General features: G+C 67.4%; 17 protein-coding genes and 1 tRNA gene. 9 read left to right on the top strand and 9 right to left on the bottom strand.

What is annotated here, in order from left to right:
- Window positions 1–18: 18 nt before the first annotated feature.
- On the bottom strand, window positions 19–288 hold the full coding sequence (gene rpsT / locus ACOQPI_RS16035; RefSeq protein WP_420620619.1) for a 30S ribosomal protein S20: 270 nt from the start codon (window positions 286–288) through the stop codon (window positions 19–21).
- Window positions 289–371: 83 nt separating this feature from the next.
- Here rpsT and lepA point away from each other — a divergent pair, with 83 nt between their 5' ends.
- Genes lepA through ACOQPI_RS16015 form a run of 4 tightly spaced genes read left to right on the top strand, consistent with a single transcriptional unit; the run spans window position 372 to window position 5037 of the window.
- Window positions 372–2156, top strand: a complete 1785-nt coding sequence (gene lepA / locus ACOQPI_RS16030; protein WP_420620618.1) for a translation elongation factor 4 — start codon at window positions 372–374, stop codon at window positions 2154–2156.
- 60 nt (window positions 2157–2216) lie between these two features.
- Window positions 2217–3230 (top strand): heat-inducible transcriptional repressor HrcA, encoded by a 1014-nt coding sequence (hrcA, locus tag ACOQPI_RS16025; RefSeq protein WP_420620617.1) that lies wholly within the window; start codon window positions 2217–2219, stop codon window positions 3228–3230.
- A 3-nt stretch (window positions 3231–3233) separates the two neighbouring features.
- The gene (gene dnaJ / locus ACOQPI_RS16020; RefSeq protein WP_420620616.1) at window positions 3234–4361 is read left to right on the top strand and encodes a molecular chaperone DnaJ; all 1128 of its coding nucleotides are present in this window, start codon (window positions 3234–3236) and stop codon (window positions 4359–4361) included.
- Window positions 4342–5037 carry an RsmE family RNA methyltransferase gene (locus ACOQPI_RS16015; protein ID WP_420620615.1) on the top strand — a complete coding sequence of 232 codons (696 nt, stop codon included), beginning with the start codon at window positions 4342–4344 and terminating at the stop codon, window positions 5035–5037. The genes dnaJ and ACOQPI_RS16015 overlap by 20 nt, the downstream gene beginning before the upstream one ends.
- Here ACOQPI_RS16015 and ACOQPI_RS16010 read toward each other — a convergent pair.
- From ACOQPI_RS16010 to ACOQPI_RS15975, 8 genes are all read right to left on the bottom strand, one after another.
- A complete protein-coding gene (locus ACOQPI_RS16010) occupies window positions 5034–6305 on the bottom strand; it encodes a citrate synthase (RefSeq protein WP_420620614.1) in 1272 nt (423 codons plus the stop codon). The genes ACOQPI_RS16015 and ACOQPI_RS16010 overlap by 4 nt on opposite strands.
- 86 nt (window positions 6306–6391) lie before the next feature.
- Window positions 6392–7771 carry an acyl-CoA carboxylase subunit beta gene (locus ACOQPI_RS16005; protein WP_420620613.1) on the bottom strand — a complete coding sequence of 460 codons (1380 nt, stop codon included), beginning with the start codon at window positions 7769–7771 and terminating at the stop codon, window positions 6392–6394.
- An 84-nt stretch (window positions 7772–7855) separates the two neighbouring features.
- Complete coding sequence (locus tag ACOQPI_RS16000) at window positions 7856–8758, bottom strand: LysR family transcriptional regulator (protein ID WP_420620612.1); 903 nt, start codon at window positions 8756–8758, stop codon at window positions 7856–7858.
- Between the two features lie 18 nt (window positions 8759–8776).
- Entirely contained in the window at window positions 8777–11050 is a 2274-nt protein-coding gene (locus ACOQPI_RS15995) for an aconitate hydratase (protein ID WP_420620611.1), read from the bottom strand.
- A 64-nt stretch (window positions 11051–11114) separates the two neighbouring features.
- On the bottom strand, window positions 11115–12017 hold the full coding sequence (locus tag ACOQPI_RS15990; RefSeq protein WP_420620610.1) for a lysophospholipid acyltransferase family protein: 903 nt from the start codon (window positions 12015–12017) through the stop codon (window positions 11115–11117).
- Entirely contained in the window at window positions 12007–13620 is a 1614-nt protein-coding gene (locus tag ACOQPI_RS15985) for a lactate racemase domain-containing protein (protein WP_420620609.1), read from the bottom strand. Before ACOQPI_RS15985 ends, ACOQPI_RS15990 begins: the two co-directional genes overlap by 11 nt.
- A gap of 55 nt (window positions 13621–13675) precedes the next feature.
- On the bottom strand, window positions 13676–15988 hold the full coding sequence (locus ACOQPI_RS15980; protein ID WP_420620608.1) for an HAD-IB family hydrolase: 2313 nt from the start codon (window positions 15986–15988) through the stop codon (window positions 13676–13678).
- 84 nt (window positions 15989–16072) lie between these two features.
- Entirely contained in the window at window positions 16073–17113 is a 1041-nt protein-coding gene (locus ACOQPI_RS15975; RefSeq protein WP_420620607.1) for a D-alanine--D-alanine ligase family protein, read from the bottom strand.
- A gap of 54 nt (window positions 17114–17167) precedes the next feature.
- On the opposite strand from ACOQPI_RS15975, the gene ACOQPI_RS15970 reads away from it, so the two are divergent.
- The 5 genes from ACOQPI_RS15970 (at window position 17168) to proX (ending at window position 23229) form a co-directional block, all read left to right on the top strand.
- On the top strand, window positions 17168–18466 hold the full coding sequence (locus tag ACOQPI_RS15970) for a UDP-N-acetylmuramoyl-tripeptide--D-alanyl-D-alanine ligase (RefSeq protein WP_420620606.1): 1299 nt from the start codon (window positions 17168–17170) through the stop codon (window positions 18464–18466).
- A 69-nt stretch (window positions 18467–18535) separates the two neighbouring features.
- Window positions 18536–19924 carry an amidase gene (locus ACOQPI_RS15965; RefSeq protein WP_420620605.1) on the top strand — a complete coding sequence of 463 codons (1389 nt, stop codon included), beginning with the start codon at window positions 18536–18538 and terminating at the stop codon, window positions 19922–19924.
- 9 nt (window positions 19925–19933) lie between these two features.
- Window positions 19934–20010, top strand: a tRNA-Val gene (locus tag ACOQPI_RS15960).
- A gap of 310 nt (window positions 20011–20320) precedes the next feature.
- The gene (locus ACOQPI_RS15955; protein ID WP_420620604.1) at window positions 20321–22174 is read left to right on the top strand and encodes a BCCT family transporter; all 1854 of its coding nucleotides are present in this window, start codon (window positions 20321–20323) and stop codon (window positions 22172–22174) included.
- The gene (gene proX, locus ACOQPI_RS15950) at window positions 22171–23229 is read left to right on the top strand and encodes a glycine betaine/L-proline ABC transporter substrate-binding protein ProX (protein ID WP_420620603.1); all 1059 of its coding nucleotides are present in this window, start codon (window positions 22171–22173) and stop codon (window positions 23227–23229) included. Before ACOQPI_RS15955 ends, proX begins: the two co-directional genes overlap by 4 nt.
- Window positions 23230–23234 lie beyond the last annotated feature (5 nt).

The following is a 23234-nucleotide window of genomic DNA, read 5'->3' as shown; positions in this document are numbered from 1 at the left end:
CTGCGGGTTGGACTGGGGCTACTCAGCCTGGAGCCGGGCCAGGCGCTTCATCAAGCGGGACTTCTTCCGGGCGGCGGTGTTGGGGTGGAGCACGCCCTTGCTGGCCGCCTTGTCGATGCGCTTGATGGCCATGCGGGCCGCCTCGGCGGTCTCCTCGGCTTCGCCGTGTTCTGCGGCGGCCTCCGCGGTCCGGGTGCGGGTGATGACCTCCGAGCGCACGGCCCGGTTGCGCTGGCGGCGCTTCTCGTTTTGGCGATTGCGCTTTATCTGGCTCTTGATGTTTGCCACAGAATGACAACTCTACCGTCCCCCAAACCCTGGTAACCACATGGGAACCTAGGGAATAAGGGCGGTAGCGTTACTCGGTTCCCATGGATCTCTCCCACATCCGCAATACCTCGATCATCGCCCACATCGACCACGGCAAGTCGACCCTTGCCGACCGCATGCTGGAGCTGTGCGGGGCGGTGGACCCCCGGGATATGCGCGCCCAATATCTCGACTCCATGGACTTGGAGCGGGAGCGGGGCATCACCATCAAGCTCCAGAGCGTCCGCCTCGACCACGACGGCTGCGTGATCAACCTCATCGACACTCCCGGACACGTGGACTTCGGCTATGAGGTGAGCCGCTCCCTGGCCGCCTGCGAGTCGGTCATCCTCTTGGTAGACGCGGCCCAGGGCATCGAAGCTCAGACGCTGGCCAACTGCTATCAGGCTCTGGAGAACGAGCTGGAGGTGGTGGCCGCACTGAACAAGATCGATTTGCCTGCGGCCGAACCGGAGCGCCGGGCCGAGGAGATCGAGCAGGTGCTGGGCATCGCCGCCGAAGACGTGCTGCACATCAGCGCCAAAACCGGCGAGGGCGTGAAGGAGCTGCTGGACGCGGTGGTGGCTCTCACCCCGCCGCCGGTGGGCGACCCCGACGCCCCGCTCCAGGCGCTCATCTTCGACTCTCACTTCGACCAATACCGGGGGGTGGTCAGCTCGGTGCGGGTGATGAACGGGCGGATGCGGTCGGGGGCCAAGATCCGGTTCATGCAAGCTCGCACCGACCGGGAGGCTGACGAGATAGGCGTGTGGCGCCCCCAGCCGACACCAGTTGAAGAGCTGGGACCGGGCGAGGTGGGCTACCTCATCGCCGGCATGAAGAACGTGGCCGAGGCCCGGTCGGGGGAGACCGTCACCACGGCCCGCGACGGCGCGGCCGAGCCGCTGGCCGGCTACCAGGAGCCCAAGTCGATGGTGTTCTGCGGGCTGTATCCCATCGACGGCGACGAGTTCGCTGCATTGCGCGACTCGCTGGAGCGGCTGCGGGTGAGCGACTCCAGCTTCAACTACCAGCCGGAGTCGTCGGGCGCGTTGGGGTTCGGCTTCCGGTGCGGATTCCTGGGACTCCTCCACATGGAGATCGTGCGGGAGCGCCTCGAGCGGGAGTTCGGCCTCAGCCTCATCGCCACCGCTCCCTCAGTGGCCTACCGGGTGGAGCTGGCCAGCGGCGAAGAGTTGGAGGTGGACAACCCCTCGGCCATGCCCCCGGCCGCCGAGGTGCAGGGCATCCAGGAGCCCATGCTGGCCGCCACCATCATCGCCCCCGCCGACTACACCGGCACCCTTATGGAGCTGTGCCAGGACCGCCGGGGAGAGATGAAGAAAATGGAGTACCTGTCGCCCGAGCGGGTGGAGCTGGCCTATCGGCTGCCGCTGGCCGAGGTGGTGGTGGACTTCTTCGACCAGCTCAAGAGCCGCACCCAGGGCTACGCCAGCCTGGACTACGAGCCCGACGGCTACGCCGCGTCCGATCTCACCAAGGTGGACATCCTGCTCCAACACGAGCCGGTGGACGCCTTCAGCTCCATCGTCCACCGTGATTCGGCCTATTCCTACGGTCGGCGCATGACCGAGAAGCTCAAGGAGCTGATCCCCCGCCAGCAGTTCGACGTGCCCATCCAGGCGGCCATCGGCGGCAAGATCATCGCCCGGGAGACGGTCAAAGCGTTCCGCAAGGATGTCACCGCCAAGCTGTACGGCGGCGACGTGACCCGCAAGCGCAAGCTGCTGGAGAACCAGAAGGCCGGCAAGAAGAAGATGAAGGCCATCGGCCGGGTGGACGTGCCCCAAGAGGCGTTCATCTCCGCCCTCCGGCTCGACGACTGAGGCCCCCGGCCAGCGTCTGCTGGGTGGCAGATCGGGCCAGACCAGTAGTATTCAAGCCTTATGGGGACCCAAGGCGAGACGCTTTCGGCCCGCAAGGCTGCGGTGTTGCGGGCTGTGGTGGAGGGCTACATCTCCACAACCCAGCCCGTGGGCTCCTCGCACGTCTCCGAGATCGCCGACTTGGGCGTGTCCCCGGCCACGGTCCGCAACGAGATGCTGGCCCTAGAGCAGGCCGGATACCTGAGCCAGCCCCACACCAGCGCGGGCCGCATCCCCACCGAGAAGGGCTACCGCCATTTCGTGGACACCCTCTCCGACGTGTCCGGCACTCTGGGCCGCACCGAGCGCCAGCAAGTGCGGGTTTTCTTCGACACGACCCACAGCGAACTCGAGCAGATGCTGGCCGACACCAGCGCCCTGTTGGCCGACCTCACCGCCTATGCCGCCTTGGTGGTTGCCCCCCAGCACTCCACCGCCACCATCCGGTCGGTGAGCCTGGTGGACCTGTCGGAGCGGTTGGTGATGGCCCTGGTGGTGTACGAGAACGGATCGGTGGACAAGCGCACCATCGAGGTGGACCGGCCCGCCGACTCGGTGGAGATGGCTCGGGCGTCCACCCAGCTCACCGACCTGCTGGCGGGAAGACCGGCCAGCGCCTTGCGAGATCGCGAGCTGGCCCATGCCCTGACCCCGCTGGCGGCCCGGGTGCTGGAATCGCTGGCCGATCTGAGCGATGCCGAGGAGCAGCTCTACGTGGGTGGGGCGGCCAGCGTGGCCGGCCTTTTCGACGCCACCGAGACGGTTCGGTCGGTTCTGGGAATACTGGAGAAGCAGTTGGTGGTTGTCTCGTTGGTGAGAGACATTCTGGATCGAGGCCTCACGGTGGCCATCGGCTCAGAGACCGGAGTGGCGCCGTTGGCCGAGTGCTCGCTGATTGTGGCCCCCTACGAGGTGGCCGGCCAGCCGGTGGGCTCCATCGGGGTGCTGGGTCCCACCCGCATGAACTATCCCCAAGCGCTGGCCGCGGTGGCGGTGGTGAGCCAGAACCTGGGCGACAGGCTGTCGGCCCCCTAGCCCATGGCTGCTGACTTCTACGAGCTGCTCGGCGTGGGCCGAGATGCCACCGAGGACGACCTCAAGAAGGCATTCCGCAAGCTGGCCCGCCAGTACCACCCCGACGCCAATCCCGACGATGCTGATGCTGAGGCCCGCTTCAAGGAGATCGCCCTGGCCTACGAGACGCTGAGCGACCCCCAGAAGCGGGCCCACTACGACCGCTTCGGCACCGCGCCGGGAGCAGCCGGCGGGGGCGACCCGTTCTCGGGCATGAACCTGAACGACATTTTCGACGCCTTCTTCGGAGGGGCCAGCCCGTTCGGCGGGAGTCCGTTCGGCACCGCAGGCGGGCGGACCCGGACCGGTCCCCAGCGGGGCGCCGACCTGGAGGCGGTGCTGACGCTCGATTTTGAAGACGCGGTGCTGGGTGCCGATGCCGAGGTGACCGTGCGCACCGCCACGGTGTGCGAGCCCTGCGACGGCCGGGGCGCGGCCGAGGGGAGCCAGCCGATTACCTGCGGTACCTGCGACGGCATTGGCCAGGTGCAGCGGGTGCGCCAGTCGATCCTCGGCCAGATGGTTACTCGCACGGTGTGCGACGCCTGCTCGGGCAGCGGCGAGGTGATCGCCGACCCGTGCCGCGAGTGCGGGGGTGACGGTCGAGTTGTGGGCGACCGGGACTACACGGTGACCGTCCCCGCCGGGGTGGGCCAGGGGTCCACGCTTCGGGTGGCCCGCCGGGGAGCAGTTGGGCCGCGGGGCGGTCCTCCGGGGGACCTGTACGTGCATATCGATGTGCAGCCCCATCCCCGCTTTCAGCGCGACGGCGACAACCTGGTGGACCGGCTGCACCTGACCATGGTCCAGGCCGCCCTAGGGGTGAACATCAAGTACGAGACGCTGGACAGCGTGGAGGAATTGGACATTCCCGCTGGCACCCAGTCCGGCGATGTGTTTCGCATCCGGGGCCGGGGCGTGCCCCGACTGGAGGGCCGAGGCCGGGGCGATGTGCTGGTGCAGGCCATGGTGGAGACGCCCACCGGTTTGAGCGACGACGAGATCGACCTGCTCCACCAGCTGGCCGAGCTGCGGGGCGAAGAGGTGGCGCCCACCACCAGGAAACGACGCCGTGAAGCCCGGCGGCGGTGACGGCCCCCACGTCTTCGTCGATGACCTAGAACGCCCCGAGCTGCGCGACGAGGACCGCCATCACCTAACCCGTTCGCTTCGACTGCGGCCTGGCGACTCCTTCGCCGCCTCCGACGGGGCCGGTTCATGGCGAATCTGCCGCATGGGGTCAGTCCCCGAAGGCGAGGTTGAACCCGTCGGCGAGGTGGTGTTCGTTGAGGCCGCTCAGCCACCCCTCACCATCGGCTTCGCCCTCATCAAGGGCGGCCGCCCCGAACTAGTGGTTCAAAAGCTCACCGAACTGGGCGTGGACGCCATCGTCCCGTTCACCGCCGAACACAGCGTGGTCCGCTGGGACCCCGACCGAGCCACCCGCCACACCGAGCGTCTCCGCCGAGTAGCCCGGGAAGCCGCCATGCAGAGCCGCCAAGTGCGCCTCCCCGAGATCGGCGAGCCCACCGACTTCGCCACCCTGGCCGCCCACCCCGGCGCCATCCGAGCCGACATCACCGGCAACCCCCCATCCCTCGACCACCCCACCGTCCTAATAGGCCCCGAAGGCGGCTGGTCCAAAACCGAACGCCACCAACTAGGCGCCATCCGCCTCAGCTCCTCAGTCCTCCGCTCAGAAACGGCAGCCATAACCGCCGCCGCCCTCCTAACCGCCCTCCGTGACGGCCTCACTGTTACCAGCTAGGAGCGCTGGTTGATGGGGGTGTAGGTGCGTTCTTGGGAGCCGGTGTAGACCTGGCGGGGGCGGGCTATGCGGCTGTCTTGTTCTAGGAGCTCTACCCAGTGGGCCAGCCAGCCGGCGGTGCGGGCGATGGCGAACAGCACGGTGAACATGTCGGTGGGGAACCCCATCGACTGGTAGATGAGCCCGGAGTAGAAGTCCACATTGGGATACAGGCGGCGGCTCACGAAATAGTCGTCGGCCAGGGCCACTTCTTCGAGCTTCAAGGCGATGTCGAGCAGCGGGTTGGAGCCGGTCACCTCGAACACGTCGTAGGCGGCCTGCTTGATGATGCGGGCCCGGGGGTCGTAGTTCTTGTACACCCGGTGGCCGAACCCCATCAGGCGGGTCTCGCCGGCCTTGACTGCCTTGATGAACGGGTCGATGTTCTCGTAGCTGCCGATCTCGTCGAGCATCTCCATGACGGCCTGGTTGGCTCCGCCATGGCGGGGGCCGTACAGCGAGCAAGCCGCGGCGGAGATCACCGAGTAGGGGTCGGTGTGGGCGCTTCCCACCACCCGGGCGGTACTGGTGGAGCAGTTCTGGCCGTGGTCGGCGTGGGTGATGAGCAGCAGGTCGAGCGCCCGGGCGAAGGCCGGGTCGCATTGGTAGGTGGGCTCGGCGATCTTGAACATCATCGACAGGAAGTTGGTGGCGAAGTCCAGGTTGTTGTCGGGGTAGACGAACGGCATACCGGTGTTGAACCGGAAACCCGCGGCGGCCACGGTGGGCACTTTGGCGATGAGCCGCACAATCTGGTGCATGCGGTTCTCGGGGTCTTCGATGTCTTTGGCCTCGGGATAGAACGTAGACAGCGCGGCGATGGTGGATACGAACATGCCCATCGGGTGGGCATCGTGGAGGAACGACTCCATGAACCGCTTGCGGAAACGCTCGTGGATGAAGGTGTGGTGGGTGATCTCATGTACCCACACGTCGTATTCGCCAGGGGTGGGGAGCTCGCCGTGGAGCAGGAGGTAGGCCACCTCCAGGAAGGTGGAGTGTTCGGCCAGCTGCTCGATGGGGTAGCCCCGATAGCGCAGGATGCCGTTCTCGCCGTCCACTTCGCTGACCGCGCTGGTGGTGGCCGCGGTGGTGCTGAAGGACGGGTCTAAGAACCAGACGTTGGGGAGTAGTTTTCGCCACGCTGCGGCATCCACACCACCTTCGACAATCGGAACCTCTATTGACTCACCGGTCCGATTGTCGGTGATCGTTATGGATTCAGGCACGCACGGCTCCTTTCCCTGCTCCCTCCGGCGCTGCCGCAGCTTACCTCAGGTTGTTCCATTCGCCCTAGAGAGAGCGTTGCCCCTGGTCACAGCGGGGTGTTGTCGTGGCGGCGGCGGGGGAGGGCCTCCCGCTTGGACTCCAGTAGATCCAAGGCGGCGGCCACCTCGGCCCGGGTGTCGGCCGGGTCGATCACCGCGTCGATCGAGCCCCGCTCGGCCGCGATGTAGGGGTTCAGGTAGCGCTCCTCGTAGGCGGCCTCGAGTTCGGCTCGCTCCTCGGGGCTGGATCGGCGGTGGACGATCTCGACCGCGCCCCGGGCGCCCATCACCGCGACCTCCGCTGAGGGCCAGGCCAGGGCGATGTCGTTTCCCATGTGGCGGGAGTCCATCACGATGTAGGCCCCGCCGTAGGACTTCCGCAGGGTCACGTTGACTCGGCCCACGGTGGCCCGGGCGTACGCGAAGGCCAGTTGCGCGCCGTGGCGGATGATGCCCCGCCACTCCAGGTCCTTGCCCGGCTGGAAGCCCGAGGTGTCCACGAAGGTCACCAGCGGCAGGTTGAATGCGTCGCAGAACGACACGAATCGGGCCCCCTTCTGGCTGCACGCGATGTCGAGCGTTCCGGCCAGGGTCTGGGGCTGGTTGGCCAGGATCCCCACCGGGCGTCCGGCCACGGTGGCAAAGGCACACACCAGGTTGGCGGCCCAGTCGGCCTTGTACTCCAGCAGGTCGCCGTCGTCGGCCACCGCCCGGATGACATCTCGAATGTCGTAGCTGCCCAGCGGCGACTCGGGGAGAATGTCGCGCAGCTCGGGGGTGGGGCGGTCCACCGGGTCGTCCACCGGATACCGGGGCGGCAGCTCGTCGGCGTGGGCGGGAAGCAGGCTCAACAGCGCGCCCACCAGATCGGAGGCGGCGTCTTTGTCGTCCACCAGGAAGGCGGCCACCCCGCTGCGCCGAGAGAGCTGGCCGGCTCCGCCCAGGGTCTGGTTGCTGATCACCTCGCCGGTGAATTGGGTGACCATACGGGGGCCAGAGACGAAGGCGTAGCTGTCCTCGGTGGCGATGGCGATGTCGGCCAGGCCCAGCAGCAGGGCCGGCCCCGACACCGCCGGACCGGTGGCGCAGAAAATGGTGGGCACCTGACCCGAGCAGTCCACCACCGACTTGGCCACCCGGCCCCAGCCCATGGTGGCCGCGATGCCCGAGTCGATGTCGGCGCCCGATGAGGCGATGAACCCCACCAGGGGCACGCGGCGCAGAAGGGCCTCTTGGGCGGCTCGCTCCAGCGTTTCGCTGTCGGCCGGGCTCAGCGCTCCCCGGTCGGCCTCGTTGTCCTCCACCTCGAAGACCACGCATTCCCGGCCGTCGTATGAGTCCAGCCAGGCTCGGGCCGATCCCGGTGCTCCGGCTCGCAGCGGTACCCGGTCGGGACGGTTGCCGGTGGCGGTCATGGCGTCGGTCATAGGCAGTGCTGTCAGTCTCGCGCCGTGCTCAAAGGGGACAAGCACCGAGACAGCAAAGTCTACGTTCTCGTGGCTCTGCCGCCGTCAACTGGGGTACACCCCGGCCTGGTCGTAGCCGTGGGTCCCCACCACTTCGAATATCACGTCTCGCACCGCTCGGGTGACCGCCGAAGGGGCCACCCGGCGGCTGACGATCAGGCCCACCGAGCGCCTCACCAGTCCGGTGATGGGGATGCGCCGCCAGGGGCCGTCGTCGGGGGCGGCGGTAGCAGGCAATATGGCGGCGCCGAACCCGGTGAGCACCAGGGTGGCGATCATCCTCATGCCGTCGATCTCGGCCCGGGTGGTGAGCTCCACGCCCTGGATCTTGAGCTCGGAGTCAATCTCATCTCGAAAGGCAGTGCCCGGCGGGGGCAGCAGCAGCTCGTGGCGGCTCAGCTCGGAGGGGGTCACTGAGGACTTGCGGGCCAGCGGGTGGTCGGGCGGGGCTATGAGCAGGCGGTCTTCGGCGAACAGCTCTTCAGCCCGGATCTCAGAATCGTGCAGGGGCAGGTTGACCACTGCGCTGTGCAGATCTCCGGCGATCACCTGGGGGAGGAGGCTGGTGGTGGTGGCGGTGAGCACCTCGAGTCGGATGTTGGGGTATTGGGCCTCTAGGGCGGGCAAAACGATTGGGATCAGCCACCGGGCGGTGGAGTCGATGGTGCCCAGACGGGTCACCCCGGAGATGTCGTCGCGCATGGCGGCCATGTCCAGGGCGATGGCATCGGTCTCGGCCCGGATGCGCCGGGCTCGGGCCAATACGGCCTCCCCCTCCTCGGTGAGGGTGCCGGCGTCGCGGTCCACCAGGATGGCGCCCAGCTCCTCCTCCAGCTTGGCGATGTGCTTGGACACGTTGGACTGCACGGTGTGCAGCGACCGGGCCGCCTTGGAGAACGTCTTGTGCTCGGCTATCGCCAACAGGGCATCGAGCTGGCGGATGTCCATGGCGGTTCGTAGGCCGGATCAGCCCATGGTCCGCTGGCGGATCAGGTTCAATGCGCTGCCCGCCTGGAACCACTCGATCTGGTCGTGCGACAGGGTGTGCTCGGCGGTGATGTCCACCGTGGTCCCGTCGGGCTTGGCCGCCTGCACCTGCACCGGCGTGCCAGGGGCCAGGTCGGCCAGGCCGAGCACCGAGATGCGGTCGTCCTCGTCGATGCGGTCGTAGTCGTCGGGGTCGGCGAAGGTGAGGGCCAGAACGCCCTGCTTCTTCAGGTTGGTCTCGTGGATGCGGGCGAATGATCGGGCGATCACCGCCGCGCACCCCCGGAATCGGGGCTCCATGGCGGCGTGCTCTCGGGACGATCCCTCGCCGATGTTGCGGTCGCCCACCACCACCCAGCGCTGTCCGGCGGCGTGGTAGGCCGCGGCCACGTCGGGGAACGATCCGGTGGTGCCGTCAAGCTGGTTCTTGCCCTCGCCCACCGCGCCGGTGAAGGCGTTCACCGCCCCCAGGTAGAGGTTGCCGGAGATGTTCTCCAGGTGGCCCCGGTAGCGCAGCCACGGTCCGGCCATGGAGATGTGGTCGGTGGTGCACTTGCCCTGGGCCTTGAGCAGCACGGGCAGATCGGTGAAGTCCTGGCCGTCCCAGGCGGAGAAGGGCTCGAGCAGTTGGAGCCGCTCGGAGTCGGGCGACACCCGTACATCCACGCCGCTGCCGTCGTCGGGCGGGGCCAGGAACCCGCTGGCGCCGGGGTCGAAGCCCTGGTCGGGCAGCTCGGTGCCCGGACCCACCATGAGCGCCACCTCGGTGCCGTCGGGGGCGGTGATGGTGTCGCTGGCCGGGTCGAAGTCCAGCGTGCCGGCCAAAGCCAGGGCCACCACCGTCTCCGGGGAGGTGACGAAGGCGTTGGTGGAGGCGTAGCCGTCGTTGCGCTTGGGGAAGTTCCGGTTGTAGCTGGTGACGATGCTGTTGGGGGTGCCGTCGGCCACGTCGTCGCGGTTCCACTGGCCGATGCAGGGACCGCAGGCATTGGCCAGCACAGTGGCCCCGATGGACTCCAGGTCGGCCAGGAGGCCGTCGCGCTCGATGGTGGCCCGCACCTGCTCGGAACCGGGGGTGACCATGAGGGGCGACTTGGCGGTGAGACCGTGGGCCGCGGCGTGGCGGGCGATGCTGGCCGCCCGGGTGATGTCCTCGTAGCTGGAGTTGGTACACGACCCCACCAGCGCGGCGCTCACCTCCAGGGGCCAGCCGTTCAGCTTGGCCTCGGACCCCAGATCGGCCACCGGGCGGGCCCGGTCGGGGGTGTGGGGGCCGTTGATGTGCGGTCCCAGCTCGGACAGGTCGATCTCCACCACCCGGTCGAAGTAACCGCCGGGGCTGCCCAGCACGGCGTCGTCGGCCCGCAGGTTGTGGGCGGAGGCGTTGGCCGCGTCGGCCACCGCCTCGCGGCCGGTGGCCTTGAGGTAGCGGGCGATGGCGTCGTCGTAGGCGAACAGCGAGGTGGTGGCGCCGATCTCGGCCCCCATGTTGCAGATGGTGGCCTTGCCGGTGGCCGACAGGGAGTGGGCGCCGGGCCCGAAGTACTCCACGATGGCCCCGGTGCCGCCGGCCACGGTGAGGATCTCGGCCACCTTCAAGATCACGTCCTTGGGGGCGGCCCAGCCGTCGAGCTCGCCGGTGAGGTGTACGCCGATGAGCTTGGGCCAGCGCACATTCCAGGGGAATCCGGTCATCACGTCCACCGCGTCGGCGCCGCCCACGCCCACCGCCACCATGGCCAGGCCGCCGGCGTTGGGGGTGTGGCTGTCGGTGCCGATCATCATGCCGCCGGGGAAGGCGTACTGCTCCAGCACCACCTGATGGATGATCCCAGAGCCCGGCTTCCAGAAACCCGCGCCGTAGCGGGCGCACACCGACTCCAGAAAGTCGTACACCTCCTCGTTGTTGTCGAGGGCCGCGGCCAGGTCTCGCTTAGCGTCGATGCGGGCCGAGATGAGGTGGTCGCAGTGGGTGGTGGTGGGCACCTGCACCTCGTCTAGCCCGGCGGTCATGAACTGGAGCCAGGCCATCTGGGCGGTGGCGTCCTGCATGGCCACCCGATCGGGGCGCAGATCCACGTAGGTGGCTCCCCGCTCCGGGGTGACGGTGGGGTCGTCAAGGTGGTTGACCAGGATTTTCTCAGCCAAAGTGAGCTCTCGGCCAAAACGCTCCCGGGCGGCGTCAACCCGCTCGTCCAGGGTGGAATACACGTTCTCAATCAGCTCAATGGGTGTGGAAGCGGCTACCGGCATACCTCCGATCCTACGGGCTTTCCGGCAAAATGGCCTTGTCGCGGAATTGGCCGAATGAGGGGTTCTACTTGGGCCAGCGGCGGTGTTGGCGGCGGGAGCGGGGGGAGCGGTCGCCGAGGGCCCAGGCCCGGCGCCAAGGGGACACATTGGGGCCGGTGAGGCCGGGGGTGGTCCCGGCGTGGGCTCGGCGGCGGGCCTGGTACCAGTCGGTGGCGCACTCGTCGGCCAGGGTGGCCACTGCCACCTCGATGCGGGCCGCGAACCGTCGGGCGTTGTCCTCCTCGGTGGGGACCAGGGGATCGCCGAATGTGATTGTGGTGGCCGACACCTTGGGCACATTGCGGCCTTTGGGCAGGACCCGGTCGGTGCCCTCCACGTGTACCGGCACCACCGGCACGCCGCAGCGCACCGCCAAGTAGCCGGCCCCGCCTAAGAAGGGCTGGCCCCAGCCGTCGGGGCTGCGGCCGCCCTCGGGGAAGATGAGCAGGCTCCAGCCGTCCTCGATGAGTGACGCAGCCAGCCGGGCCGAGCGCCGTCCCACCTTGGACCGTTCGATGGGGATGGCCCCGATGACCAGAGCCGAGGCGGCCGACGTGAGTGCCCCGGTGAAGAAGTAGTCCGACGCGGCCCCCACCACCAGCCGGTTGCGCCACTTGGGTGGGATGGATGTGAACAGCAGGGGGGTGTCGATGTGGCTGTGATGGTTGGCGGCAAAGATCACCGGGCCCTCGAGGCGCTCCAGCCGGTCAAGCCCTTGGCGGCGAGGGCGGGCCAGCGCAGCCATCGCCGGTTGCATCACCACTTCGGTGATAACCCGACGGGCGGCTCGGGCCGCCGGCTTGCGGGCCCACTCAGTGTCGTAGTCGGCCCCCCGGTTCTTGATGTCGGGCGCAGGCGGCACCCCCGCGGGCGGTCGGGCCGCCCGATAAGGGAAGTCCAGCTTCGAGATAACCCGCCTAGCTGACATCGGCCATCAGGATGGGGGGGTTGTGGAGGTGGGTGACGGTGGGCTGGCGGCCCACGGTGTCGCTGGCGATCTCGAGGGCGTCTTGGAGGGTGGAGGCGGGTCGGAAGCCCATGCGCTGCACCGCCCGGGTGTCGCCGCCCACGATGATCACCTCGCCCAGGTGCTGAAGGGCATGGGCCCCCCAGTACCACATGTAGAAGGGGTGGACGCCGTGGTAGGCGTACGACGTGCGGTACAGGTGGATGTACCACTCGTCGGTGGCGAACTGTCGCTCGTACTTCGCCTCGATCTCCACGGGGTCGGTGGTGTCGGCCAGCACTTGCTCGAAGAAATCGATGTAGCTGGGGTGGTGTACAGGGTGGAACTCCCAGCGGGTGGGGTGGCCCATGATCACCACGCCGCCCTCTCGCACCAGCGGGCGCCCCCGATAGAGGTTGAAGAAGTAGCCCAGCCCCAGGCACATGACCAGGATGGGGTTCATCACCGAGTTCACGTTGTAGGGGCAGATGTAGGGCAGGCCCATGGTCAAGATGTCGGTCTGGCCCTCCACGGGCACCAGGTGCTGGGCGTACACGTTCTCGGTGGTCACCTTGTGGACGGCCTCCACCTCCCCGGCCTGCACCGACGTGAGTTCGTACGGCGCCCGCCACGACTGGAAGATCTGCCGGGCCATCTGGGGCGGGGTGAAATTGAGCCCCTTGGTCATGGCCAAGAACCCGGCCCGGTCTTTGGCCGTCCACTCCCACTCCCGCTTCTGGAGCATGGCCAGCGGCCCGTCCACCCCGAAGGTGTTGTTGTTGACCGTGGTCTCGATCTGGAAGATCTTCACCCCGGCGTCGCGCAACACCTTGCCCATGCGCCAGTTGGAGGCGTGCAGCTCGGAGCGGTGCTGGTCCATGAACGAGCGGGACTCCTGCATGGTCTTCACGTTGTGGTGGTGGCGCAGGCCCTGGTAGCCGGCCAGGCCGGTGGCGGTGCTCTTGTGGCCGCCGTCCATGGCCACCAGGTTGATGTTCACGTACACCACCAGATCGCTCTCCGCCGCCCGCTTGGAGAACTGCACCTCCTCGCCGTGGGGAGTGGTGCCCAGCACCACCATGCCGTCGGGATCCTCGGCGTCGTGGTTGTAAAGGCAGCCCGAGGGGGCGAAGGCGTCGTAGGTCCGGTCGCCCACCGCATGGCGCAGCTCGGCCTCGGTCATGCGCCGGTGCAGGGCCAAAGCGGCGATCACATGGACATCGTCCACCCCGGCGGCCGCGGCCATCTCCAGAACCTGCTCGATCACCAACTGGCGGATGTCGGGGCGGCGCATGGGCGGCAGCGGCAGCGAGATGTCGTCGAAGGCGATCGTCAGCTTCATGCCCGGCCGAAGCTGGGCGGGCAGCGGATCCTGGTCTATGGGGTTGAGCAGCGCCCGGCGGATGGCGCCTTCGGGGTCGGCGATGCCCAGCAGCGGCTCAGCCGGATAGATCACTCGGCTGCGCCCGGCGGGCAGCTTCTCGGTGCGGAAGCCCTCTCCGTGGTGGAACACGATCGGCGGGGTAGAGCGGTCTACCTCCAGCACCATGCCCGGGCGGGGGGTGGGCCGCACTCGGTCCTTCATGACATGTCTCCCTGGAGAGCCAGAACGCCGACGGAGTGCAACCGCGCCGAGCGCTTCATGACGCCTTCCGGCTTGCGATGGGCAGCAGCTTGCGGGGGCCGCCGGGGGCTTTGTCGAAGTACTCGATGAGCCAGCCCCGCTTGCGGGCCAGCATGGCCAGCTTGGGCTCGGGGTTCACCGCCACCGGGTAGCCCACCGCCTCCAGCAGGGCCAGGTCGCTGGCCGAGTCGGCGTAGGCCACTGACTCCGACATGAGCAGCCCCTCGGCATTGGCGAAGTCGCGCAGCACTTCGGCCCGCGACTCGCTGGTGGGCGGCACCTCGGCGAGCTGCCCGGTATAGGTGCCGTGGGACTGGGCCAGTTCCGCGCACACGATGTGGTCGAACAGCGGGCGCAGCGGCTCCACGATGAAGTCGAGCGCGCCGGTGATGAGCACCGTGGTGTGCCCGGCGGCGCGGTGGGCCCGCACCCGGCGGATGGCCGCGGGGTAGGCCTGGGTCAAGATCAAGTCGCTGAACATCTCGCTGGAGTCCTCGGCCATCTGGTCCACCGGCGCCCCCTCGTAGCGGCGGTAGAAGTGGCGGAGGAAGTCGCTGCGGTCCCGGTGGTCCAGAGCCAGAAGCGAGGGGGCCTCCAACAGGATCTTGGCCACCAGCCGGGCCCGCTCGTCCAACGGCAGGCGCCGGGTGGCCAGCCAGCCGTAGGCCATCACCACATTGGCGGCGATCACCGTGTTCTCCAGGTCGAACGCCGCCATGTGACGGTCGAGCGACAGCACTTGGGTGCGCTGGCGGTCCTTGCGCGACGGCCCCGTGCGACCCGAAGGGGCCGTCTTGACTCGGCCCTGGGCCACCACGGTGGGCAGGTGGATGTCGGTCACATAGTGGGGCCAGTCGATGATCCGGGGGTCGAAGCAGAACGCTGATTGATCGTCGTCGTCCAGGCTGTCCCAAAGCTCCAGCAGCCGGTCCAATCCGAACAGCGCCTCGCACTCGGTGTAGGCCCCGTACAGCTCCACATAGCCCAGCGCCCGCTCCACCTGGTCGCGGCGCTCGTCCAAGTCGGCGGTGATCTCGGCCTGACGGCCCCTGATGGGCAGTCGCCCCAGCACCCGCTCTCCCGCATTCAGCCCCGTGCGCAGCCGCTTGAGCTGGCGGACCACCCGGCCCCGGCCCGGATAGGTCCAGTTGGGCGGGGGGATGGGCTGGTCGCGGTCGTCGTAGATGGGGTTCTCGCTGAACCACCCGTGGGCCAGATCGGCCAACTGGTTGAGCCGGAAGGGGTTGACCGCTCCCGATGCCACCTGGATCACCAGCCGCTCGGGGTCGGGGCCTCGGGCGGCCACCGCGCAGATGGCTGCGGCCACCAGGTCAACCGGGATCACATCCAGCACTCCCTGGGGGATGCCGGGGAAGTCGGTGAGCAGCCCCCGGCCGTAGCCGATGATGATGGGCTCGGCCATGCGGAACCCCCGGATCCATCCCGGGAAGGGCTCGGCGTAGGCCGACTCGATGATCGACGGCCTCACCGTGGTCACCCTCAAGTCGCCCTTGATCTCGGCCACCGCGGTCTCGGCCAATGCCTTGGTGAAGGCATAGGCGTCGGGGAATCCCAGCGAGGAGGCCCGCGACCGGCCGGCCTCCACCATCTGATCGTGTACCCAGCGGCTGCGGAGCTGCTCGGTCTTGGCGGCCAGCGCCGGGGTGCCGGCCGCGCCCAGCTCGTGGCGGGCCCGGCTGCGGAACTCCTCCAGGCGGGCGGGGTCGCGGCTCTCGGTCTCGGTGGTGATTCGCCGACGGCGGCTGGCGTCGGCCTCCTCCTGCCACGACACCGGCACGTACATGGGGCCGTCGGCCAAGGGCTCCTCGGGGGCATTGCCCCGGCGGCTGCCGGCCACATAGCAGGTGGACACCGCGATGAAGTGCGGTGACACCCCCATCTCGCTCAGCATCTCCACCAGCCGGACCGGCCCCATGAGGTTTACTTCCACCGCGGTGTCCAGCGGGTTGTCGAACGCCACCGCGGCGGCCGAGTGGATGACGATGTCGCAGCCGGCGATCATATCCCGACCGGTATTGTCGAGCCCCAGGCCGTCGATGCCCACGTCGCCGGCCACCCCGTTGATCCGCTCGGCGCACAGCCGCTCGAACTCATCGGTGCCCATCTCATCGCGCAACCGGTCGAACACGTCATTGCGAATGATCTCCCGACGAATGCGCTCTTCAACCCCCCGTCGGCCGGGGCGCACCAGCAGCACCAACTCCACCTCGGGCACGCAGCGCAACAGCCGCTCAACGAGAGCGGTGCCCAGGAAACCGGTCGTGCCGGTGATCGCCAGCCGCTTGCCGGCCAGCGCATCAGAGATCACCGCAGTGTTTTACCAAACCCAGGGACTTTTCCCCAGCCCACTCGCACTCTTGGCAGTCGATAGTCGCGGTGCGGAGCCATTGTCTCAGCGGTCAGTGCGACGGTGCTGCCGGCGGCGCTCGTAGCGCTCGTTGGCCAGGTCGACCAGCGCCTCGATGAGCTTCGGGTAGGAGAGTCCGGAGGCTTGCCACAGTTTGGGGTACATGCTGATGGGGGTGAAGCCGGGAATGGTGTTGACCTCGCTGAGCAGCATTCCCCGGCCCTCGGCTTCGTAGAGGAAGTCCACCCGGGCCATCCCCTCGCATCGCAGGGCGCGGTAGGCGGCGATCGCGAGGCGCTGGACTTCCCGGGTGGCTGCCTCGGAGATCTGGGCGGGAACCAACAGTCCAGCACCGTCGGTGAGGTACTTGTCGGCGTAGTCGTAGAACTCAGCGCCGGGCACGATCTCGCCGGGGACCGACGCCTTTGGGTCGCGGTTGCCCAGCACGGACACCTCGATCTCCTGGCCGGTGACAGTCTCCTCGATGATCAGCGTCTCGTCATACTGGGCGGCTGTCTCGAGCGCTTTGACCGTCTCGAGTTCGGTAGTGGCCCGGCTCACCCCCACCGACGAGCCCATGTTGGCTGGCTTCACGAACAGCGGTAGTCCCAACTCCGCAATGGCCTGTTCGGCCACCGCCTCAGAGCGATCGTTGGCCAATGCGGTTTGGTAGCGGCACTGGGGAAGACCGTGCTGGGCGCACACCAGCTTGGCCACGGACTTGTCCATGCACAGCGCCGAGGCCAGCACCCCTGATCCCACATAGGGGACGTCGGCCACTTCCAGCAGACCTTGAATCGTGCCGTCTTCGCCCATGGGGCCGTGTATGAGGGGGAACACCACCGTGTCGGGCTCGGCGAATATCTCGGCCGGGGCCACGGCGAGGCCGTCGGCATCCAATTGGTCGGGGAGGGGATCGGGAAGCTCGGCCAGCCGCCATTGCCCCTCTCGGGTGATGCCCAGCGCCACCGTCTCGAAGCGGTCTCTGTCGGCCGCGGCTGCCACATGGCGGGCCGAAACACAGGACACGTCATGTTCGGCCGACCGGCCGCCGAATAGCAGCACCAAGCGGGTGCGGGTTCCCACAGGCCGACGGTACCCCACCGATTGCCCCGACAGTGGGAGGCTAAGCGTGTGCGAATGTTGGCGTCGGAGGCAGCCCGAGCGGCCGGCGGCCGTCTTGTCGGTCCCGATGTCGAAGTGTCGGGAATCTCCATCGACTCACGGACGGCGGCCTCAGGTGAGTTGTTCGTGCCGGTGGTGGCCGAGCGAGACGGCCACGACTTCATCGACGACGCCTTGGCCGCCGGGGTAGCTGCTTATCTGACCTCTGAGGCCCCCCGGGGGGCCACCGCAGTGGTGGTGGACGACACCGCTGCGGCCCTGGCCGAGCTAGGCCGCCACGCTCGCAGTCGGTTCGACGGCCCGGTGGCGGGCATCACCGGGTCGGTGGGCAAGACCTCGGTGAAGGACATGGCCGCAGCGGCCATTGGGGCGGACCGACCGACCCACGCCAGCCCGATGTCGTTCAACAACGAACTGGGCGTGCCGCTCACCCTGGCCAATTGCCCGGAGGGGGCCGAGGCTGTGGTGGTGGAGATGGGGGCTCGGGGCATGGGCCACATCGCCTGGCTCTGCTCGCTGGCCCAGCCCACCGTGGGCGTGGTTACCTCCGTCGGGGCGGCCCACACCGAGTTGTTCGGGACCGTGGAGGCCGTGGCCGAGGCCAAAGGCGAGTTGGTGGAGTCGCTGGACAGCTCCGGTGTGGCGGTGCTCAACGCCGATCAGCCCCTGGTGGCGGCCATGGCCGAGCGGACCGAGGCTGCGGTGCTGACCTTTGGCCGCGCCGCGGGGGAGGTACGCGCCTCTGGGGTGAGTCTGGACGACGGGCTGTGCCCCCGATTCCGGCTGGAGACGCCTTATGGGCAGGCCGACGTGGCCCTGGCGGTGTGCGGCGAGCACATGGTGGACAACGCGTTGGCTGCCGCCGCGGCCGCGTTGGCCGTCGGAGTGGGGGTGGATGAGATCGCCGCCGGGTTGGGCTCGGCTCAACTGTCGCCGTGGCGGATGGAGGTGACAGAACTGGCCTCGGGGGCAGTGCTCATCAACGACTCCTACAACGCCAACCCCATGTCGATGGCCGCTGCACTGCGCTCGTTGGCTGCCGTGGATCGACCCCGCCGGGCTGCGGTGCTGGGGATCATGGCCGAACTGGGAGACAGGACGGTCGCAGAACACGCTGCCATTGGCGCCCTGGCCCAAGAACTTGGCATCGAGGTCATCCCAGTGGCCACCGCCGATTACGGGCTGGCCCCGGTGGATGATGCCATCGCCGCGGTGGCCGCCCTAGGCCCGGTCGACGGTGACACCGCGGTGCTGGTCAAAGCCAGTCGGGCGGCTGGTCTAGAAGCGGTGGCTGCTGCGTTGGCCGAGGGCTGAGAACGACCGCGGCTCGCGGCGGCAGTAGCTGGATGTACTGTCGGGGTCTGGTCGATGGAGGAGACGAAGATGGATTTTCGGGAGCGGTCGGTGCAGGAGTGGGCCGCGGCGGTGCGGAGCAGGGAGGTGTCGGCCCGGGAGATGGTGGAGGCTTCGCTGGCGGCCATCGAGGCCCAACAGGAGCTGAACGCCTTCGTGGCCATGAATCCCGAGCGGTCGTTGGCCGAGGCTGACGAGATCGATGCCCGACTGGCCTCCGGCGACGAGGTCGGGCCGCTGGCCGGCATTCCGTTCGGGGTCAAAGACTTGGAGGACGCCGCCGGGTATGTGACCACCCAGGGCTCGTTCCTGCATTCCGACGACCCGCCGGCGGAGGCCGACAGCATTCTGGTGGAGCGGCTGCGGGCCGCGGGCTGCGTGGTGATGGGCAAGACCAACACCCCGGAATTCGGCTGGACCGGTGACACCTACAACCCTGTGTTCGGGGCCACCGGCAATCCATGGAACCCGAAGCGCTCACCGGGCGGATCGTCGGGGGGCACCGCGGCCGCGCTCATGGCCGGTCTGGTGCCGTTGTGTACCGGCTCCGACGGGGGCGGCTCCATCCGCATTCCTGCCGCGGCCTGTGGATTCAGCGGCTTCAAGGCCAGCCTGGGCCGGGTGCCGGTGGAAGGGACCTACCGGCTGTGGCCCCTCTCGGTCCACGGGCCGATGGCGCTGCGGGTGGCCGACATCGCCTTCGTGCAAGATCTGGTTATGGGGCCGTCGCCCCGCGACCTCGACTCGCTGCCCCGTCCCGACCGGTCTTGGCGCCAGGCGCTGGACGAGGGCTGGAAGCCCAAGCGGGCGGTGTGGTGCCCGGCGCCCGACGGCAAGCCGTCCGACGCCGAGGTGGTGGCGGTGTGCGAGGCCGCGGTGGCCCAGTTAGAGGCGGACGGCGTGGCCGTGGAGGTGCGGGAAGAGGCGCTGTTCAACGATCCGATCTGGGAGTACGTGCTGTTGTCGGCCAACGCGGTGTCGGGCGAGTTGGGCGAGCTGACCGACGAGCAGATGGAGCAGATCACCCCCGGTCTGCGCTACTACTTCGGGCTGTCCACCAGTCCTCAAGTGGCTGATTTCAACCGGGCGCTCGACATCTTCTACGAGATGTCTGAGACGCTCAACGGTGTGCTGGCCGACGCCGACCTCCTCCTCACCCCCACCGTGGCCGGCCATTTTCCCGAGTGCGGGGGCCAGGGGCTGGTAAACGGCGAGCTGGTCGACAACTGGATCCGCCATACCTATCCGTACAACCTGACCCGGCGGCCCGCGGGCAGCGTGAGGGCCGGCTTCGCCGCCGACGGAATGCCGGTGGGGCTCCAACTAGTGGGCCATCAGCTCGGCGATGTGCAGGTGCTCCAGGCCATGGCCTATTGCGAACAACTCTTCGCCCCACCGATGTGGCCTGGGCTATCCTGAACGACCCCCGGACCGTTAGCTCAGATGGCCAGAGCGCTCGCCTCACACGCGAGAGGTCACTGGTTCAAGTCCAGTACGGTCCACCAGAACTAGGTGAAGACTTCCGCCCAGGCGAGGCGAATAGTCAAAATGGCTGGCTTTCAATTACATCAAATCACTTTATATGTATTGTTAGTACAAAACATTACCCTTGATTTCAGAGGAGGTTTGCCTGTAAACCGGTGTAAATCAATAGTTGATGTTGTTCACATCAGAAAAAAGGAGGAGCGAACCCCATATCAAAAGCGGGGTCACGGTAGCGCCCTCCTTGAGCTAGAAGGCCCCGACGCTTTGGGCATCTGAACAGTTTTATGCGGGATGCCCCACTTACACCAAAAGCAAATTGGAGGCCCTGTTATGGACGACGCAGACGCCACGGCATCGGGAGATTCGCGTATTCGCCGAAGTCCTGATGACACCGACGTCGATCTCACGGAGGCGACGCAGGCCCTCCATGAATGGGAGGCCGAAGAACATCGGCTGCGGGATGAGGCAATCCACAACCGCAAGCCCTTCGAAGGCCTCCAGATCGATCCCGATATCGACTTCTACCCGGAGGTGGCCGACCGGGAGCCCGGTGACAAGAACATTGTGCGGTGGGGCTTCGACATCCATCCGCAAGTCACGTTCTGGTCGGCGGGATTCCTTCTGGTCTTCATCGGCTGGACGCTGATCTTCCAGGACACGGCCAGCGATGTATTCGGGGAGATCCTCTCGTTCATCAACGAGAAGCTCGGGTGGCTCTACGTAATCGACTTCAACATCTTCTTGTTCATGGCGCTGTACTTCGCGTTCAGCCGGTACGGGAAAATACGGCTCGGAGGGCCGTACGCCCGTCCGGAGTTCTCGACTGGAGCCTGGTACGCCATGCTCATTTCGGCGGGCATCGGCATCGGGCTGATGTTCTGGGGCGTGGCCGAGCCCATCTACCACTTGGCGTCGCCGCCCCCGCTGTTCGAGGTCGATCCGAGCACAGGGCAAGCGGCCAAAGCCGCAGTGGCCACCACGTTCCTGCACTGGGGGGTACACGCTTGGGCGCTGTACGGGCTGGTGGCGCTGGCGTTGGGCTTCTTCGCCTATAACCGCGGTCTGCCGCTCACCTTCCGCTCGATCTTCTACCCCATCTTGGGACCGAGGATCTACGGGAACTGGGGCAACGCCATCGACACCCTGACGGTGGTCGCCACCCTGTTCGGCCTGGCCACCTCGTTGGGCCTCGGAGCACAGCAGGCCGCTGCCGGGCTCAACAAGCTGTATGACTTGCCCGACGGCACCGGCTTCCAAATCCTGCTCATTGCCGGCATAACCGGTTTGGCCACCATCTCGGTGGTGGCAGGGCTTGACGCCGGAGTGAAGCGGCTCAGCCAGCTCAACATCTATCTGGCCGGAGCATTCCTGCTGTTCGTGGCTCTGGTGGGTCCGACGCTGTTCATACTCTCGCTGTTTGTCCAGAGCACCGGCTACTACGTTCAGATCATCCCCGAGTTCGGCTTCTGGAACGAGGCTTTCACCGGCAGCAACTGGCAAGCCGGCTGGACCATCTTCTACTGGGGATGGTGGATTTCGTGGTCGCCGTTCGTGGGCATGTTCATCGCCCGCATATCCAAGGGCCGCTCGGTTCGCGAGCTCTTGACCGGTGTCATTTTCTTGCCCTCAGCTCTGTGCTTCCTGTGGTTCTCCGTCTTCGGCGGAGCGGCCATAGACTTGCAGCTCAGCGGCGAGCGCGACGTTGCCACCGCAGTCAACGACAACGTGGCCACGGCTCTGTTCGACATGCTGGAGGCGTTCCCGCTCACCGAAGTCGTATCGCTGATCGGCGTGCTGCTGTTGGTGTCGTTCTTCGTCACCTCCTCCGACTCGGGGTCGCTGGTGGTAGACCACCTCACCTCGGGAGGCAAGCTCGACTCGCCGAAGCCCCAGAGAGTGTTCTGGGCGATCATGGAGGGCGCGGTTGCCGTGGTCCTGCTGCTCGGCGGAGGACTGTCGGCGTTGCAGACCGCGGCGGTGTCCACCGGCCTTCCCTTCGCTCTGATCCTCCTCATCATGCTGTGGAGCCTGAAGAAGGCGTTCAACGAGGAGCTCGACCTATTGGAGGGCCACTACGACGAGGCGCTCTTCCGCTCTCGCCATAGCGGCCTGATAGAGGAGATGAAGTCCCGGCTTGAGGCCGGGCCCACGGAAGCCTCAGAGGTGAGACAGGAGGCCCCATGACTAATCAGAACGCGAAAAACCGACGCATCTTCGGCCGGGTGCCGGTAATCCTCGTGGCCGTGCTGGCCGCACTGGCCCTGGTGCTTGCCGGCTGCGGGACCGATGAGGATGACGGCACGGTCACGATGGCCCGGGCCAACTGGAATAGCGGCCACATGCAGGCCGCCATCTACGCCCAGCTCCTCGGAGAGCTCGGCTACGAGGTGAGCGATCCGGCCGAGAACACCCGCGACCCGAACGGGTTCTACCCTGCACTGGCCAGCGGGCAGTTCGACCTCTGGGTCAACGGCTGGTTCCCCCTGCACGACATCTATCTGGAGGGCGAGCGGGTAACCGGCGAGACCCTCGAACTTCCCATTGAGCCAGTGGGCTACCAGGTGCGCTCGGGAGCACTTCAGGGCTACATGATCGACAAGGCCACGGCTGACGCGATGGGGATCACCTCCATGAGCCAGCTGGCCAACGCATCGGTGGCCCGAGTCTTCGATCACGACGGCGACGGGCTCGCCGACCTGATCGGCTGCAACGACGGCTGGGGTTGCCAGACGGTCATCGACTCCCACATCGCTGATCTTGACTGGGGCGACAACGTCGAGCAGATCTCCGGCGATTACAACAGCCTGGTGGCCGGAGTACGGGAGAGCATCGCCGCTGGCGAGCCCGTGCTGTTCTATGCCTGGACGCCCAACTGGACCTACGAAGTACTGACACCAGGTGAGCAGGTCGTTTGGCTCGAGTCGCCCGTCCTCGACGACGAGGAGGGGACCACCGAGGTGCGGGGCCTGCGGGGCTGCGCCTCTGATCCCTGCAACCTCGGTTGGGCCGTCAGCAGTATTCGTGCGGTGGGCAACGAGGACTTCCTCGACGACAACGATGCCGTGCGTCGCCTGCTGGAGGTCGTGACCATTCCGCTGGAGGACATCGCGGCCCAAAACGCCAAGATGGCCGCCGCGGAGCTGGGCTATTCCGAGAGCCAGATCAACGCCGACGCCGCCGACTGGATCGAGGCCAACCGCGACACCGTCGACGGGTGGCTGGCAACCGCAAGGGGCTGACCCGG

This window comes from Candidatus Poriferisocius sp. (assembly GCF_965219815.1).
GTDB lineage: Bacteria > Actinomycetota > Acidimicrobiia > Acidimicrobiales > Bin134 > Poriferisocius.
This window is presented reverse-complemented; position numbering and strand designations above follow the sequence as displayed.

Coding starts and splice junctions, on each gene's coding strand:
- lepA (WP_420620618.1), top strand. CDS start 372: ATGGATCTCTCCCACATCCGCAATACCTCGATCATCGCCCACATCGAC.
- hrcA (WP_420620617.1), top strand. CDS start 2,217: ATGGGGACCCAAGGCGAGACGCTTTCGGCCCGCAAGGCTGCGGTGTTG.
- dnaJ (WP_420620616.1), top strand. CDS start 3,234: ATGGCTGCTGACTTCTACGAGCTGCTCGGCGTGGGCCGAGATGCCACC.
- ACOQPI_RS16005 (WP_420620613.1), bottom strand. CDS start 7,771: ATGACCGACGCCATGACCGCCACCGGCAACCGTCCCGACCGGGTACCG.
- ACOQPI_RS16000 (WP_420620612.1), bottom strand. CDS start 8,758: ATGGACATCCGCCAGCTCGATGCCCTGTTGGCGATAGCCGAGCACAAG.
- ACOQPI_RS15995 (WP_420620611.1), bottom strand. CDS start 11,050: ATGCCGGTAGCCGCTTCCACACCCATTGAGCTGATTGAGAACGTGTAT.
- ACOQPI_RS15990 (WP_420620610.1), bottom strand. CDS start 12,017: ATGTCAGCTAGGCGGGTTATCTCGAAGCTGGACTTCCCTTATCGGGCG.
- ACOQPI_RS15985 (WP_420620609.1), bottom strand. CDS start 13,620: ATGAAGGACCGAGTGCGGCCCACCCCCCGCCCGGGCATGGTGCTGGAG.
- ACOQPI_RS15970 (WP_420620606.1), top strand. CDS start 17,168: ATGTTGGCGTCGGAGGCAGCCCGAGCGGCCGGCGGCCGTCTTGTCGGT.
- ACOQPI_RS15965 (WP_420620605.1), top strand. CDS start 18,536: ATGGATTTTCGGGAGCGGTCGGTGCAGGAGTGGGCCGCGGCGGTGCGG.
- ACOQPI_RS15955 (WP_420620604.1), top strand. CDS start 20,321: ATGGACGACGCAGACGCCACGGCATCGGGAGATTCGCGTATTCGCCGA.
- proX (WP_420620603.1), top strand. CDS start 22,171: ATGACTAATCAGAACGCGAAAAACCGACGCATCTTCGGCCGGGTGCCG.